The 15,275-nt window shown below is 67.8% G+C and carries 14 protein-coding genes; all 14 read right to left on the bottom strand.

Translation table 11 applies throughout. From position 1 onward, the window contains the following. Positions 1-16: 16 nt before the first annotated feature. The 14 genes from BPODLACK_RS09465 to BPODLACK_RS09400 all read right to left on the bottom strand — a co-directional run bounded on the left by BPODLACK_RS09465 (position 17) and on the right by BPODLACK_RS09400 (position 15,251). Entirely contained in the window at positions 17-1,201 is a 1,185-nt protein-coding gene (locus tag BPODLACK_RS09465) for an aminodeoxychorismate synthase component I (protein ID WP_096273527.1), read from the bottom strand. Positions 1,202-1,217: 16 nt separating this feature from the next. Further along, positions 1,218-2,807 (bottom strand): methionine--tRNA ligase, encoded by a 1,590-nt coding sequence (metG, locus tag BPODLACK_RS09460; RefSeq protein WP_096273529.1) that lies wholly within the window; start codon positions 2,805-2,807, stop codon positions 1,218-1,220. Between the two features lie 58 nt (positions 2,808-2,865). Continuing rightward, complete coding sequence (locus BPODLACK_RS09455) at positions 2,866-3,846, bottom strand: HEAT repeat domain-containing protein (RefSeq protein ID WP_006437088.1); 981 nt, start codon at positions 3,844-3,846, stop codon at positions 2,866-2,868. After that, positions 3,840-4,526: a HEAT repeat domain-containing protein gene (locus tag BPODLACK_RS09450; RefSeq protein WP_096273531.1), complete on the bottom strand. Its 687-nt coding sequence runs from the start codon at positions 4,524-4,526 to the stop codon at positions 3,840-3,842. The genes BPODLACK_RS09455 and BPODLACK_RS09450 overlap by 7 nt, the downstream gene beginning before the upstream one ends. Before the next feature lie 75 nt (positions 4,527-4,601). After that, entirely contained in the window at positions 4,602-6,953 is a 2,352-nt protein-coding gene (locus tag BPODLACK_RS09445) for a glycoside hydrolase family 65 protein (protein ID WP_159405161.1), read from the bottom strand. Next, the gene (locus BPODLACK_RS09440) at positions 6,950-7,672 is read right to left on the bottom strand and encodes an HAD family hydrolase (protein WP_024497880.1); all 723 of its coding nucleotides are present in this window, start codon (positions 7,670-7,672) and stop codon (positions 6,950-6,952) included. Before BPODLACK_RS09440 ends, BPODLACK_RS09445 begins: the two co-directional genes overlap by 4 nt. A gap of 58 nt (positions 7,673-7,730) precedes the next feature. Continuing rightward, positions 7,731-8,444: a GntR family transcriptional regulator gene (locus BPODLACK_RS09435; protein ID WP_006437084.1), complete on the bottom strand. Its 714-nt coding sequence runs from the start codon at positions 8,442-8,444 to the stop codon at positions 7,731-7,733. After that, complete coding sequence (locus tag BPODLACK_RS09430) at positions 8,441-9,067, bottom strand: oxygenase MpaB family protein (protein ID WP_328721460.1); 627 nt, start codon at positions 9,065-9,067, stop codon at positions 8,441-8,443. The genes BPODLACK_RS09435 and BPODLACK_RS09430 overlap by 4 nt, the downstream gene beginning before the upstream one ends. Next, entirely contained in the window at positions 9,067-9,981 is a 915-nt protein-coding gene (locus BPODLACK_RS09425) for an oxygenase MpaB family protein (RefSeq protein WP_024497878.1), read from the bottom strand. The genes BPODLACK_RS09430 and BPODLACK_RS09425 overlap by 1 nt, the downstream gene beginning before the upstream one ends. 28 nt (positions 9,982-10,009) lie before the next feature. Then, positions 10,010-10,627, bottom strand: a complete 618-nt coding sequence (locus BPODLACK_RS09420; protein ID WP_006437081.1) for a hypothetical protein — start codon at positions 10,625-10,627, stop codon at positions 10,010-10,012. Then, entirely contained in the window at positions 10,617-11,858 is a 1,242-nt protein-coding gene (locus BPODLACK_RS09415) for an MlaD family protein (RefSeq protein ID WP_157228319.1), read from the bottom strand. Before BPODLACK_RS09415 ends, BPODLACK_RS09420 begins: the two co-directional genes overlap by 11 nt. Before the next feature lie 29 nt (positions 11,859-11,887). Next, positions 11,888-13,045, bottom strand: a complete 1,158-nt coding sequence (locus BPODLACK_RS09410; protein ID WP_159405160.1) for an MCE family protein — start codon at positions 13,043-13,045, stop codon at positions 11,888-11,890. Beyond that, positions 13,045-14,208, bottom strand: a complete 1,164-nt coding sequence (locus BPODLACK_RS09405; RefSeq protein ID WP_024497875.1) for an MCE family protein — start codon at positions 14,206-14,208, stop codon at positions 13,045-13,047. The genes BPODLACK_RS09410 and BPODLACK_RS09405 overlap by 1 nt, the downstream gene beginning before the upstream one ends. Beyond that, complete coding sequence (locus BPODLACK_RS09400; RefSeq protein WP_159405159.1) at positions 14,208-15,251, bottom strand: MlaD family protein; 1,044 nt, start codon at positions 15,249-15,251, stop codon at positions 14,208-14,210. The genes BPODLACK_RS09405 and BPODLACK_RS09400 overlap by 1 nt, the downstream gene beginning before the upstream one ends. Between the last annotated feature and the right edge of the window lie 24 nt (positions 15,252-15,275).

The raw sequence follows: 15,275 nt of genomic DNA, 5'->3' as shown, positions 1-15,275 counted from the left end.
TTACCCAAATCGCCAATCAAGTCCGGTATTTGCGATCCTGCAACGTCTGCGTCCGGTCGCCGGCAACGATGCTGGCAGCCTTGTCGAGACACTCCTGCCACTCGTCGTCCGGGACGGAATCAATGGTGATTCCGCCACCGACACCGAGTGCGATGCCGCCGTCCGGAGCGATCTCGACCGTGCGGATCGCGACGTTGAGATCGAGGGCGCGGTCGGGTCCGGCGACGCCGATCGCGCCGCAGTAGACGCCCCGGGCGCTGCTCTCCCAGTCGGCGAGCAGCTCCATCGCACGCAGCTTGGGCGTACCGGTGACCGATGCGGGCGGGAAGGTGGCGTCGAGCACCTCGGCGTTGCCGGTGCCGGGCCGCACGATCGCCTCGACACGCGAGACCAGGTGCCAGACGCCGGGCGCGGGCACCACCGACAGCAGTTCGGGCACCCGGACGCTGCCGGTGACGGCGATCCGTCCCAGGTCGTTGCGGACGAGGTCGACGATCATGATGTTCTCCGCGATGTCCTTCGCGGAGGCGGACAGGGCGTCGGGGTCGGCGTGCGCAGGCAGGGTCCCCTTGATCGGCGAGGAACTGATGATGTTCCCGGTGCGCCGCAGGAAGGTCTCCGGTGACAGGCTGGCGACCGTACCCCAATCACCCTGGAGGAAAGCCGCTTTCGCGGGGGTGGTGGCACCGGCGAGGTCGGCGAAGAAGTCCACCGGCCGACCCGACAACGTGCCGGTGAACCGCGTGCACACGCATGCCTGATACACCTCGCCGGCGCGGATCGCGTCGAGACAGCGATCGATCGCGGCCAGATGCGGTTCGCGCGCCGGCGGTGTCCAGTCGGTCGTCGTCGGCTTCCCCTCACCGGGATGCGGGGCGTCGAGTACGGCGTACGCCCAGTCGGGGAGGCCGGTGCCGAGGGTCGACCACACGCCGTTCCGCAGGACGAGGACGCCGTCGGTGAGACCCCCGGCGGTCGACGGCAGCGACGCCTCCTCGGCGCGCACGGGGAATCCGAGGTAGCCGAACCAGAAGCGGTCGGGGTCGTCGGGCGGGGTGCAGCCCGGGACGACCTCGATTGTCGGAGCGATCACCGCGTCGGTGTCCAGCCAGTCGCCGATCAGCGCTGCGGGCGGTGGGAGTCCCCGGGTGCGGGTCTCGGCATGGAGAGCCCGGAGCGCATCGAGCGCGGACGCGGCCATGTGCGGCGAGGGCGGGTCAGTTCTCGTACCGCGGGAACACCGGCGACGGTTTGGGCAGTGCGACGCCCGGTGCCAGCCGGGTGGTGACGACGCTGAACTGGCGGTCGTCGCCGACGGCGAGCAGATCGAGGATCTTGTTCGACGACTCCGGCATCACCGGCTGGCTCAGCACCGCGACGATGCGGACCACCTCGGCGCACACATAGAGCACGGTGCCGGTGCGGTCGAGGTCGGTCTTCGCGAGCTTCCACGGTTCCTGCGACGAGATGTACCGATTGGTCTCGGCCAGCGTCGACCACAGCGCCTCGAGTCCGAGGTGGATGGCCTGGTTGTCGAAGTGCTCGCGGACGGTCTCGAGCAGCGAGTCGGCCCGGTCGAGCAGCGCGCGGTCGGTGTCGGTGAGTTCACCGGTCGCCGGCACCACACCGTCGAAGTACTTGCCGATCATCGACAGGGTGCGCTGGGCGAGGTTGCCGAACTCGTTGGAGAGGTCGGCGTTGATGCGCGACACGATCGCCTCGGCGGAGTACGACCCGTCCTGGCCGTAGGACACCTCGCGCAGGAAGAAGTAGCGCACCGGGTCGAGACCGAACTCGTCGATCAGGTTCTCCGGGTCGACGACGTTGCCGACCGACTTGGACATCTTCTCGCCCTTGTTGAACAGGAAGCCGTGCGCGAAGACCCGCTTGGGCAGCTCGACGCCCGCGCTCATCAGGAAGGCGGGCCAGTACACGCAGTGGAACCGGATGATGTCCTTGCCGATGATGTGCAGGTCGGCGGGCCAGAACCGCTCGAAGGTCGCCGGATCGTCGGGAAACCCGACTCCGGTCAGGTAGTTGGTCAGCGCGTCGACCCACACGTACATGACGTGTTCGGGGTGGCCGGGGACCTGGACGCCCCAGTCGAAGGTCGTCCGCGACACCGACAGGTCGGTGAGCCCGCCCTTGACGAAGCTGATGACCTCGTTGCGCCGCGCGTCGGGACCGATGAAGTCGGGCTGTGCCTCGTACAGCTCGAGGAGCTTGTCCTGGTAGGCCGACAGCCGGAAGAAGTACGTCTCCTCCTCGGTCCAGGTCACCACGTGACCGGTGTCGGAGGCGACGCGCTCGCCGGCGTCGTTGACCTCGGTGTCGGCCTCGGCGTAGAACGTCTCGTCACGGACGTCGTACCAGCCGGAGTACTTGTCGAGATAGATGTCGCCGCGGTCGCTCATCCGCTTCCACAGCTCTTCCGACGCCCGCTTGTGATCGGCGTCGGAGGTGCGGATGAAACGGTCGAAGCTGGAGCCGAGGCGTTCCTGCAGCGACTGGAACCGGTCGGAGTTCCGGTTGGCGAGTTCGGCGGTGGGGATGCCCTCGGCCAGCGCGGTCTGCTGCATCTTCTGGCCGTGGACGTCGGTGCCGGTGAGGAACCGGACGTCGAAACCGTCGAGGCGCTTGAACCGTGCGAGGGCATCGGCGGAGATGTACTCGTAGGCGTGCCCGATGTGCGGTGCGCCGTTGGGATAAGCGATCGCGGTGGTGAGGTAGTACGGGCGCCCCGCACCGTACGAGGTGCCGTCCTCGGCCGTGCCGGACAGATCAGGGCTGGTCAGATCGGGTGCCATAGTGCTCCACAGAGTACCGACCGGCGGCCGGTGACAGCCAATCGCGGGTCGGCGCCGATCAGGGGGATCGTAACGATCCGATGGCCCGCGCGGTGCGCGCGACCGTCTCGTCGGCGTCGTCCCCCAGGTCGGTCAAGGCCTTCGACGCCGCGTCGCCGGCAATCTCGGCCAACGCCTGGACCAGCCGCAGCCGGACCGACGGGTCCGGGTCGCCGCCGAGACGATCGACGAGCAGGCCGACGATCCGGTCGTCGTCCGCATACGTCGCAAGGGTCTCGGCCGCCTCGACGTCGCGGTCCCCGGCGGCGACGAGTTCGATGAGGACGTCCACCGCGGCGTCGACCCCCCGACGGCCGAGGGCGCGGGCGACCGTGCGCCGGACCTCGGGATCGGGGTCCGTCAGCGCCCCCTCCAGCACGGCGGTCGCCCGGGCGTCCTCGATCGAGGCGAGGGCGGTGATTGCGCGGCGCCGGATCGTCGGATCGTGGTCGGCCACCCGCGCGGCGAGCTGGTCGAGCGCACCCGATGTCTGCGCGAGTGCCCAGCGGAGGGCGCCGGCCGTGTTGGGATCGGATTCGGCCAGCAGCGCGTCCGTCAGGGCCTCGGCGGACAGTCCGGCGTCGCCCGCCCGCAACGCCGCCCGCTGGCGGTGGGCGGCGTACTCGGAATGCACCGCGCGCAGCAGACCGACCACATCGAGTACCGCCGACCAGTCGTCGGCGTCGGCGGCCTCGATCTGCCGCAGCCGATCCAGTAGCCGGGCGTCGGCGGCCATCCGGTCCTCCGTGTCCTGGATCATCCGCTCCAGGAGCGCATCCGGCGCGAAGCCGGGATCGTCGAGTGCACGGCCGACGTCGCGCAACGACAATCCCAGCGACCGGAGACTCTCCACATGGAGGAGGCGTTCGATGTCGGCGTCGGAGTACTCGCGGTAACCACCTGTGGTCCGGCCCGTCGGCCGCACGAGGCCGAGGGTGTCGTAGTGGCGCAGCATCCGGGTGCTCACACCCGAACGCCGCGCCACCTCGCCGATCAGCACGGCGGACCCGAATCATGAACCGGTACACCGGTGTTCGCCAACCGTGTGGCCATTTCGAGCTCATACGCGAAGTCGCTGTCCGGATCGTCGAGGAGCCGCGCGGTGGCGGCGGCATGCGCGCGGACCCGTGGATCCCGATGTCGACGAGCCGAGGCGAGTGCGTCGAGCGATATCTCGCCCAGAGCGGCGAGCGCACGACTCAGGCTGCGCTGCACCTCGATTCCGCGGCGACCGAGTTCACCGGCCAACTCGACCGAGAGTCCCACCTCCTCGTCCGCCGGGACGAGGACCACCGCGGCGCGCCACGCGGCCCGTGCGACGTCGGGATCGGCGTCGTGCAGCAGTTCGACGGTGATGGCCGGCCACGCCGTCCGATCGCCGATCTTCGACAGCGTGTGCAGCGCCTGGGCACGCGCCTGCGGTGACGCCGAGACCAGCTCACCGATCAGGCGCGGTACCGTCAGCGCCGCCGGAAGTCTGGTCAGCGCCCAGGTCAGCATGTCCCGGACGAAGAAATCCGGTTCGGTGCCGCAGCGTGCGACGAGGTCGTCGACGAGGCGCGGGTCGGGTTCGGTACCCGCCGCCATCGCCGCCCGCAGCCGCGTCGAGGCCTCGGGGGAGTGCAGCGCGGTGGACAGGGCGCTACGGGTGGGGTCGCTGAGTGCGTGCTCGGTTGTCATCGTCGGCACCTCCTACCCCCGCATTGCAGTCCTTGACACAGTGTGAAGGTCAAGCGGTGGACGCGCCGGGCCCGATCAGATCTCGCGTCGGTAGGGCTCGCAGCCCGGAGGCGCCTTGGGTGGCTCGCGGTAGTGGAAGTCGGGGATCTTCATGGTCACCGGCGCCGAGGTGAGCGTGAACTTCTCGCCGTGGTGTGCCAGGTCGATCGGCGGACCCGACAGCAACCGGTAGGTGGTGCTCTCCTTGTCCACCGCGACCACGATCTTCGACTCCCGCACGATCATGCGGAACGACAGGTAGGTCAACCGCCTCGGCAGTCGCGGCGCGAAGGTGATCTGCCCGCCGAAGTCGCGCATGCCGCCGAAACCGGCCACGCAGTCCGTCCACGCCCCGGCGAGCGCAGCGATGTGCAGGCCGCTGTTGACGTTGTTGTGCAGGTCGTGCAGATCGGTGAACACCGACTCGGCGAGCAGGTCGTAGGCGAGGTCGAGGTAACCGACCTCGGCGGCGGTGACCGCCTCACAGCATGCCGACAGCGACGAGTCGCGCACGGTGATGGGGTAGTAGTAGTCGAAGTTGCGGAGCTTCTGTTCGGCGGTGAACGAGTCGCCGAACAGGTAGGTCGCGTACACCAGATCGGCCTGCTTCACGACCTGTTTGCGGTAGAGGTCGTAGTACGGATAGTTCAGCAACAGTGGGTAGCGGCCGACCGAGGACTCGAAATCCCACGCGCTGAGAAGCGTGAAGGACTCGCACTGCTGGTGCACCCCCAGCGCCTCGTCGTAGGGGATCGACATGTCGTCCGCGCACGACTCCCAGTGCGCCGCTTCGGCTGTGGTCACCCCGAACTGCTCGGCGAGATCGGGTCGACGGTGCACCGCCGCCACCGCGTCGCGCAGGTTCTGCTGTGCCGCGAGGTTGGTGAAGACGTTGTTGTTGACCACGGCCGTGTACTCGTCGGGCCCGGTCACGCCGTCGATGCGGAACTTCCCGTTGACATCGTGATGGCCGAGGCCGGCGAACAGCCGGGCGGTCTCGACGAGAAGTTCGACGCCACACTCGGTCTCGAACCGTTCGTCGCCGGTCGCGCGCAGGTACCGGGCGGTGGCGTTGGCGATGTCGGCCGACACGTGCACGCCCGCCGTGCCCGCGGGCCAGTAGCCCGAGCACTCGTCGCCGTTGATCGACCGCCACGGGAACATGGCGCCGCGCTGCCCGAGTTCCGCGGCGCGGGCCTTGGCCTTGTCCATGGTGGCATGGCGCCAGCGGAGTTCCTCCCCGGCCGCCGCGGGCACCGTGTAGGTGAGCATCGGGAGGATGAAACTCTCGGTGTCCCAGAAGGTGTGGCCGTCGTATCCGGGACCGGTGAGTCCCTTGGCCGGGATCGCGCGTGACTGTCCGCGGGCGCCGGCCTGCAGGACGTGGAACAGCGCGAACCGGACCGCCTGCTGGAGTTCGGGATCGCCGTCGAGCTCGATGTCCGCGTCGCGCCAGAAGTCCTCGAGGTATCGGACCTGGTCGGCCTTGAGGGAGTCCCAGCCGGTCTCCATCGCCATCGCCAGCGCGGCGTCGACCTGCGCACGCAACGCCGGGACCGAGCGTCGGGCCGACCAGCCGTACCCCATGTACTTGGTGAGGGTCAGGCTCTTGCCCTTCGGCACATTCGCCGCGATGGTCAGGCGGGCGAGGTCGCCGTCGGCGCGGATGAAGGTGTCGGCCTTGTCCGGGAAGTAGATCTCGTGATCCATGCCGGCCGCGATGTGCAGACCCGACTGCCTGGTGTGGTGGACCAGCATGCCCCAGTAGTTGCGGCAGGTCGCGAGATCCGACACCAGCGGGGCGTCGAGCGCGGCCGCGAGACGCGGGTCGTTGCCCGGGGCCGGGACCGGCTCGTTGGCCAGCAGATCGGACTGGAGAACGAGTTTCATGTCCTCGTCAACGGGCTCCACCTCATAGCGGATGGCTGCGATGGTGCGCTTGGTGAACGAGACGAAACGCTCGGACTTGATCCGCACGGTGCGGCCCGTCGGCGACGTCCACAGGGTGTGCCGGCGCAGCGTGCCGGTACGGAAGTCCAGCGTCCGCTCGTGCTCTTCGGTACGCCCGTACCGAAGATCCATCGGCTCGTCCTCGACGAGCAAACGGATGATCTTGCCGTCGGTCACGTTCACGACCGTCTGGCCGGACTCCGGGTAGCCGTAGCCGCTCTCGGCGTAGGGCAGGCCGCGCAACTCGTAGAAGCCGTTGAGGTAGGTGCCCGGGTGATCGACCGGCTCACCTTCCTCGAAGGTTCCGCGTAAGCCGATGTGCCCGTTGGACAACGCGAACAACGTCTCGGTGCGGCCGAGCATGTCGAGATCGACTCCGCCGCTCCACTTCAGCTGCCACGGGTGGATCTCGAACCCGTGTCCTTGATCCGGGTTCATGCGGGCAGCAATTCGTCGAGATCGTTGACGACGATGTCGGCGCCGGCGGCACGCATCGCCTCGGCCTGGACTCCGCCGACGCGGTCGATGCCGACGACGTAGCCGAACTCGCCTGCGCTAGCGGCCTGTACGCCCGAGATGGCGTCCTCGAAAACCGCGGCAGCGGCCGGCTCGACGCCCATCAGCTCGGCTCCCAGGAGATAGGAGTCGGGAGCCGGTTTGCCGTTGAGTCCACGCGCGGCGATCTCGAGACCGTCGACGCGAACCTCGACGAATCCCGACAGGTCGGCTGCATCGAGCACCGGTCCTCCATTCTTCGACGACGTGACGACTGCGATGCGGAGGCCCGCCTCACGTGCCGCGGTGAGGTACCGCACCGAGCCGGGATAGGCATGCCCACCCTCCTCGGCGAGGCTGACCAGGAACATGTCGTTCTTGCGGCTGCCGATCGCGGTCACGGTCGCCGGGTCCACATCGGTGATCCCGCGCGAGGCGAGGAATGCCCGCACGCCGTCCTCACGGGGACGCCCGTCGACATAGTCGAGGTAGTCCTGGTCGGTGAACTCCACGAACCCGGGGGCATCGACGCCGCCGGCGCGTTCGGCGAGGAAGGCGTCAAAGGTTCTCTTCCATGCCTTGCGGTGGAGCTCCGCGGTCTCGGTGAGGACCCCGTCGAGATCGAAGAGCGCGACAGAGATCACTTCTGGCAATCCCAACACGATGCGCAACGCTACCCGTCCGAGTCGGGGAAGGCGCGACGAAGCGCGATAGCGCGCGTCACGCAGAGCTGGCCGTGCGGGCTTCCTCGGTGGGCGACTGCTCGTCGTCCCAGAAACCGATGGATTCCAGCTGGTCGATCAGGCGGTCACGAGCGTCGTCGAACGCCGCGACGATCTCGGACTTGATGCCCACGGTGTCGCCCTTGCGCAACAGCTCGATGAGTCGCCGGTGGCTGGTCGCGGCCTCCCGGCCCCACCCGGGGTCGTTCGAATACAGCTGCAGCGGGTTGTACTTGCTGGCCGAGTACTGGAACCAGGCCAGCTTCTTGCTCTCGGCCATGAGGTGCACCTTGCGGTGGAAGGCGAACTCCGCGGAGAGCACGCGGTCGGCGCGTCCCGACTCGACCGCGGTCTCGAGATCGTCGACGATCGCGCCCAGCTCATCCAGCTGTTCGGCCAGGTCGGGGTTCTCGGCGGCATGACTGGCCAGACGTGCGGAGAGTTCGGCCTGCATCCAGAAGATGTCGACGATGTCACCGCGGGTCAGCGTCTCCACGATGAATCCCCGGTGCAGGGCCTGTTTCACGAGTCCCTCGCCGCGGAGTGTCGCGAGTGCCTCGCGCACAGGCGTCACGCTGCAACCGAGGGCCGACGCCGTCTCGTCGAGCCGGACGAACTCGCCCGGCCGCAGGACACCGGTCATGATGCGCGTGCGCAGGTAGTCGGCCACCTCGACGGCCAGCTGGGTCCTGTGGAGAGGTCCGGGGGTCATCGGTCGTTCCGTCCGTTGGTGTGGGGGTCCGTCACCGCGGTCCGCCTGAGTCGGGTGGCGCGGCGTATGCGCTGTCGTCTGCCGTGTCGGCGTCGGATCGGTCCGGGGCAGAGACCCTGCCGCAGGCGGACCGTGGGCACCGTCCGGCGGAAACGATGCTCGTGGCCGGCGGACCATTCGACTCCGTAGATCGACCTTAACCGTTCACCGGCCATTCCCCACGTCAGCAGGCGGATGCGGGGGAGGTGTCGGACGTACCGCCAGGGCATCGAATAGGTTGCGAACACCTGCGCGGCGACGTCGCCTGCGGTGACGTGTTCCGGATCGTCCGACGTCGACCGCGGCAGGGTCGCCGGGTAGTCCCCTTCGACGAAGTCGAGGTCCTTGTTCACCTCGCGGACGAGATCACGCACGCTGTCCTCGTCGCCGGCGACCGCGGTCCGCAGGTAGTTCACGGTTCCCGACCAGCGGCCCGCGCCGCGGACCCCGTACACGCCGCTCTCGACCTCGGTCGGGGCCACCCCCGCGTGGGCCAGCTGCATCAGCGCCGCGCGGGGCCACATCAGATAGATCACCGGCTCGTCGAGGACCCGCGCGAGGTCCGGACGTGAACGTCGCGAGATCAGATGATCGCCTTGTCGTGTTTCATCCGGCGTCGCAGGTCCCGCATCAGCATGCGACTGCCACCGAACCGGATCGACTTGGGCAGGAACTTGTTGACCACCGAGACGAAGGTGAACAGGTGCTGGAAGCGCCGACGGTCGTCCTCGGTCCATTCCAGGCCGAGCTGGTCGCGGTAGATCGGCGGCAGCGACCCGATGGTGAGAAAGCGCAGGAGACTCACGAACGGCAGTCGGATCAGCGGGTTGATCATCTTGAGGTCGACGAGATCGTTGAGGAAGTCGCAGGTGGTGTCGTCGATGACGATGCGCTGGCACGCGAGGTTCCAGTACCGGTCGAAGTCCTTGCGCGTCGCCGGCCACATGTCATCGGGTACCTGCAGCGTCGTGCCGAGGGTCTTGGACGACTGGTAGAACTCCTCTGCCTCGTCTTCGGTCATCTGGCCGTGGAGCAGTAGGTGCATGTCCTCGATACCCACGAACAGGCATGCGGCCACCCACATCTGGAGTTCCCGGTTGAACGCGTTGTACTTGACCGGGCTGTTCGCGTCGGACTTCACGTGGCGATGAGCCGAGTTGACCGTTTCCCGGAACGCGGCCTTCTCCTCGTCGGTGCCGAGGATCGCGACCGCGAGGTACTGGCCGGTGGTGCGGGCCCGCTTCCACGGATGCTTGGTCAGCGCGCCGGATTCGACCTTGCTCTCCATGACGCCGTAGGCGACCTCGGGCCAGCCCAGTTGCATGACGACGTTCGCGGCACCGCCGGCGAACGACCAGAAGTCGATGGCCTCCTGGATGCGCGCTGGTTTGCGCAGGCTGGTCGCGCGCCGCTTGCGGGTGGTGATGTGGATGCGGGTGCGCCGGGTCGTCAGTTCCGGCTCGGTGTCCTCGATCGACGGTAGGTAGCTCGCGGCCATGGTGGTCACTCCTCGGATCGGTGTGGGTTCACTTCGTCTCGACGTTGTCGACCAGCCAGCGATCGCCGGAACGATCGAGCGTCACCACCATCCGGTACGGCTGGGTCTTGCCGTCCGGGGAGACGACGTTGCGTGCCTTCTGGTCGGCGAACAGGATCACCGTCGCGGAGGAGCCGTCGATCTTCTCGACGGCCGCGTGCGACACCTCGGCGGTGGACTCACCCTTGCCGTCGGTGACGATCTGACTGAGGGCGGTGACCATCTCGCTGTACTTGGCGGCGAAGTCGTCGGTCGACATCGCGGTGATCGCGTCCCGATTCTTGTTCAGATCGCGGTAGTCGAAGCTGGACAGTTTGATCGCGTAGTCCTTGGCGGTGTCGATCGCCTCGGCGCTCGCCTCGGGCGAGGTGGCCGAGGAATCGGTTGTCGCGTACTGGTAACCGAAGAACCCGGCGAGGGCGGTCGCACCCAGCAGCAGCGACGCGAGTACACCGGTGACGATCGTGCCCCGGCCGGCCGGCTTCCGGGTCAGGGGAGCAGTGCGCGCAGCGGATGCGGTTCCGGTCGAGGAGACGTCCGCGGTCCCGTCGGCATCCGCGGCGGCGGTTCCCGCCGCTGCGGTTCGAGTCGTTGTGTCAGTTGCCATTTCGTGCCCTTTCCAGAAGTTCGTGCCACCACTGCAGCAGCTCCACGCCGTTCGGGATGAGTAGTGGATCGGCGACGGCCGGTGGTCCGGAGACACCGCCGGGGGATGTCCAGGTGCTCGTGCCCAGGTCGTTCGGCCGTGGGGCGTTCACCGCGCCGCGTTGTCCGTAGCCGTTGCCCGCCGGGCAGAAGCGCGCGAGATTCGGTGCCGGGGTGTTGAGATCGCCGACCGGGTAGCGGGGCTGGTCGTAGAACATACAGACGGGTCCCTGGGTGCCGATGAGCGCGAAGTCGGCGCGCCCGTTCTTCACGATCGAACGCAGGTCCAGCAGACCCTGGGGGATCGTCTCCAGGCCGACGGCGAGTGACTGGTCGCGGTCGGAGATGATCGGTTCCACCACCGCGAGATTCGCCATCACACCGCCGAAGGTGCCGCGGTACTTGTCGAACAGCGCCTGTGTGCGGGTCAGCGATTCGGGTGACTTGTCGAGCAGGTAGACGAACACCGGCTGGTTGGCGTCGAGCTGGTCGGTGAATGTCGCGGCGCTGCGCATGCCGGCCTCGAAGGCCGTGGTGGTGTCGTTCATCGCGGACAGCACCTGTAGCCATTCGTCGAAGAGTCCCTGCAGGATCGGTGCATTGCGGTTGACCAGCCCGGCGAGCGCGGTTCCGTTCGACACGATCCCGGCCAGGGCCTTCTCGTCGTGGTCGAAGGCCGCGTAGAACTCGTTGCCCAGCGTGGTGAGGTTGCCGCTGCCGATGCTGCGGAGCACCGACGCGGCGTCGCCGATGATGGCGTCCATCTGCTTGGGCTGTTTGTCGGCCGGCGCGGCGATCGTGTCACCGGACTCGAGATACGGGGGATTGTTGTCGGGCGGGATGATGTCGACGCTCTGGATGCCGGCCATCGAGGCCATCGTGACCTGCATGAAAGAGTCGGCGGGGATGCGGGTGTCCCCGCGCACGACCAGTTCGATGTCCGCGGCGCCACCGGCCGGATCGAGTTCGACGGAACGCACGGTGCCGATGTCGACGCCGCGGAGCGTGACGCCCGTGCCCGAGCTGAGCCCGAACGCGTCGTCCATCCTGGCCGTCAGGACGATCTTGTCGCCGAATCCCTCTGGCCCGGCGATGAAGTTGATGCCGTAGGGGATCACGATCGCCGAGAGGGCGAGGAAGATCAGGAACTGCAGCATCCCAGTGCGCGCCTGTGGCATCCGAACGCGGGGCATCCGAAGGCGCCGGGTCTTCGCCTTGGTGGTCATCGCGGGGCTCCTGGGCGTGGGCTGGGTGTCTGAGGGGTCGTCTTGGGTGGGGTCTTCGTCGCCGGCGCCGCCTTCTTCGCGGCCTTCTTCTCCGGCCTCTTGTTCGCGAGACCGCCGGACAGCACGTTGCGGAGGTCGTCCGGTGTCGGGAGGGGCTGACCGGCGAGCAGAACACCGCCGGTGAGGATCTTGTCGATGCCGCCCGGGATGTCGAGCGAACCGTCGAAGACCAGGTAGTCGCCCGGAATCGCGCGGTCGAAGTTCGTCATGAACGCGTTCATGTTGTCCAGGGTCGAGCCGACCTCGGTGTTGAACGCGGACAAGGACTTCACCATCTGTTCGGCGTCGCCGACGAGGTGGTCGAGCGTCTCCTGACGGCCGCGCGTGATCGCCGCGACGTTGGTCGCCAGTCGCGTGGTCTGCGACATCAGCTTCGCGATCTGATCCCGCTGTGCGGCGAGCACGGTCACCGCCTGCGGGACCTGACCGAGGAAGTCGTCGACGGTCTGCTGCTGCGCGACGAGGAGCTCGCTGACATCCGCGGCCGCCGCCATCGCCGCGTTGAAGTCGTCGGTGTACCTCGACGACCGGGCGAGCAGTCGGTTCAGCGTGTCGATCAGGTCGCCGACCTTGTCGGAGCGGTTCTCGAAGGCGGTGTTGAGGCTCGACATCACCGACTGGAGCTGGCTGACGCCACTGCCGCCGAGGATGTTGCCGAGCGCGGCGAGTGTGCTCTCGATCTGCGGTCCGACACCGGTGTCGGACAGGCTGAGATGCGACCCCTCGGTGAGCCGGCCCTGCGGGTCCGCGGGCTCGGACAGGCGGACGAACGGCGTTCCGAGCGCCGACGGCAGTTCGACGTTGAGCGTCGTGTTCGCCGGGAGGTCGGTGCCGTCGGCGATCGTCATGGTGATCTCCGCATGCCGTTCCTCCAGGCGCATGTCGGTGACCCGTCCGACGATCTGCTGGCCGTGCCGGACGTCGGCGCCCGACACCAGGCCGTCGGCGGTGATGAGTTCGGCGGTCACGTCGAAGGAGTTGCGGCCGCCGGCACCGAGCGGCAGGTCCTGCAGTCCGACCGAGCAGCCCGACAGGCCGACGGTCACCGCGATCGCCGCGGTGGTGATCCGGATCTTTCTGGCACGCACAGTCATCAGTTCCCTCCCTTCGGGGGGAGCTTGCCGCCGGTGATCGCCGAGACGATGCCCAGCGGGTCGGACGCGCTGATCGGGAACGAGATCGGGTTGGTGAGTCCGGCGCCGGTGCACAACGGCATCGGGAACTGGTCGCACAGCGGCTTGAGCGTCTTGAACTGGGTCAGCGTGGTCGAGACGTTCAGGCGGATGCGGCCACGACGGTCGGGGCCGATCGTGCTCGACAGGTTCTGCATCATCAGCGGTGCGAGGTCCATGAACTCGGCGAGTCCGGCCTTGTTGTCGACCAGGGTGTCGCCGAGGACCTTCAGGTTCTCCGCGACGACGCCGACGTCGTTGCCGTGGGCGAGGACGAAGTCGTTGATCTGGTCGAAGACGACCTTGAGATCGTTGACGGGCCCGGCGATGTCCTGGTTGGACGACGCCCACTGGCTGCTCAGCAGACCCATCGACTCGATGAGGCCGTCGAGCGAGACCTGCTTGGCGTGGAAGGTCTGCATCAGCGTGTTGAGACTGTCGATGAGATCCTGCAGGTCCTCGGTGCGGGCGCCGAAGATCCCCGACGCCGACGCGAGCCCGGACATCGTCGTCCCGAAACCGGTGCCGCGGCCGTCCCACGACTTGGCGGTGGCGGCCAGGAGCGCACCCATGTCGTTCGGGTCTTTCGGGGCGCCGGGCGCGGCGTCGGCGGGCCCCATGATCTTCGTCAGCACGCTGATGCTGTCGAGGAGCTGGTCGAAGCTGATCGGGGAGTGGGTGCGCTCGAGTGGGATGGTCGCGCCGTCGGGCAGCTGCGGCCCACCGGTGTAGGCCGGTCCGAGTTCGAGGTGACGGTCGCTGATCACCGACGGGTTGAGCACGTAGGCCGAGACGTCGGCCGGGAGATCGACGTCGCCCGGCATGGTCACGGTGACCTTGACGTGGTCCCCGGCGGGCTCGACGTTCTCGATACGTCCGACCGGAACACCCAGGACGGTGACCTTGGACCCCTCGTACAGGCCGTTGACGAACGCGAAATCGGCGTGGACGGTGCGGATCTGCGGATCGCGGCCGAAGACGTACCACGTGCCCACGATGATCGCGACCACGAGGAGCAGCGCGGTGAAGATCTTGCCGCCGTATCGCTTGCGCGGGCGGACCTCACGTACCTGGCGGAAAGTCATCAGCGGCACCCCTGCATCACGCCGAGCACACAGAGCAACGAGTCGGGGATGACCGCGCTCGGCGACACCACGTCGGTCCAGTTGCCGTTGCCGGTCGCATCGGTGATCGTGCGCATGGCCGGCGGCAACTGCGTCAGGATCCGGTCGATCGACGACACGTTGTCCCGCAGTGTCTTGGTCACCGACTCGATGTTGGTGACCAGCTGACCCATCGGGACCTTCGGGAAGGTCGTGGCCATCTGGTCGAGCACGGCGCGGAGGTTGTCGGTCAGACGGGTCAGCAGGACGCGCCGGACGACGAGGGTCTGCACGATCGCCTGCGTGCTGGACATCGCGCTCGAGATCGAATCACTCTGCTGCACGGTCACTTCGGCGACCCGCTTGGAGATGGCGAGCAGCTGGTCGAGCTGCGTGCCCGTTCCCGTGATGGCGGCCATCGCGCCCGTCGCCCCCTTCATCGAGGCGTCCAGGGTCGAGGTGCGGGGCATGATCTCCTTCATGGTCACGAACATCGCGCGCACGGCCTCCTCGTCGATGTCACGCGAGGCGGTGACCGCGGCGCCGGAGATGTCGTTGAGGCTGTAGGGCACCGTGGTGCGGTCGAGCGGGATCGTGTTGTCGGGACCGACCTTTCCCGATCCGCCCGGGACGATCTCGAGGTAACGCTTGCCCAGGACGGTCCGGAGCCGGACCGATGCGCGCGTCTGGTTGCCCAGCGGCTGACCGTCGTCGAGCCGGAAACCGACGCGAACGCGGTCTCCGGCGAGATCGACCGACTCGATCCGGCCGGCCGGGACACCCGCCACCAGCACCGGATCGGCCGTCGTCAGCCCCGACGCGTTGGCGAGTTCTGCGGTGTACGGGCTGGTGCGGGTGAAGTAACTCAGCTGGGGGATGCCGATCGCGATCAGCATCAGCGCGACCAGGGTGATGATGCCCGCCGTGCCGAGGACCGCGGGTGACGCACCCTGTGCGCGCTTGTCGGACTTGAAGACGAACTCCAAGATGCCGACGAAGACGTCGATGAGCCTGACCAGAAACACGGACTTAGGTTCCTACCTTGCTGG

The organism is Gordonia sp. YY1, from assembly GCF_009872315.1.
Taxonomy (GTDB): domain Bacteria; phylum Actinomycetota; class Actinomycetes; order Mycobacteriales; family Mycobacteriaceae; genus Gordonia; species Gordonia amicalis.
This window is presented reverse-complemented; position numbering and strand designations above follow the sequence as displayed.

Excerpts from the sequence above, each read along its gene's own strand:
- BPODLACK_RS09465 (WP_096273527.1), bottom strand. The coding sequence starts at position 1,201 with ATGGCCGCGTCCGCGCTCGATGCGCTCCGGGCTCTCCATGCCGAGACC.
- metG (WP_096273529.1), bottom strand. The coding sequence starts at position 2,807 with ATGGCACCCGATCTGACCAGCCCTGATCTGTCCGGCACGGCCGAGGAC.
- BPODLACK_RS09450 (WP_096273531.1), bottom strand. The coding sequence starts at position 4,526 with ATGACAACCGAGCACGCACTCAGCGACCCCACCCGTAGCGCCCTGTCC.
- BPODLACK_RS09445 (WP_159405161.1), bottom strand. The coding sequence starts at position 6,953 with ATGAACCCGGATCAAGGACACGGGTTCGAGATCCACCCGTGGCAGCTG.
- BPODLACK_RS09435 (WP_006437084.1), bottom strand. The coding sequence starts at position 8,444 with ATGACCCCCGGACCTCTCCACAGGACCCAGCTGGCCGTCGAGGTGGCC.
- BPODLACK_RS09425 (WP_024497878.1), bottom strand. The coding sequence starts at position 9,981 with ATGGCCGCGAGCTACCTACCGTCGATCGAGGACACCGAGCCGGAACTG.
- BPODLACK_RS09420 (WP_006437081.1), bottom strand. The coding sequence starts at position 10,627 with ATGGCAACTGACACAACGACTCGAACCGCAGCGGCGGGAACCGCCGCC.
- BPODLACK_RS09415 (WP_157228319.1), bottom strand. The coding sequence starts at position 11,858 with ATGCCCCGCGTTCGGATGCCACAGGCGCGCACTGGGATGCTGCAGTTC.
- BPODLACK_RS09410 (WP_159405160.1), bottom strand. The coding sequence starts at position 13,045 with ATGACTGTGCGTGCCAGAAAGATCCGGATCACCACCGCGGCGATCGCG.
- BPODLACK_RS09405 (WP_024497875.1), bottom strand. The coding sequence starts at position 14,208 with ATGACTTTCCGCCAGGTACGTGAGGTCCGCCCGCGCAAGCGATACGGC.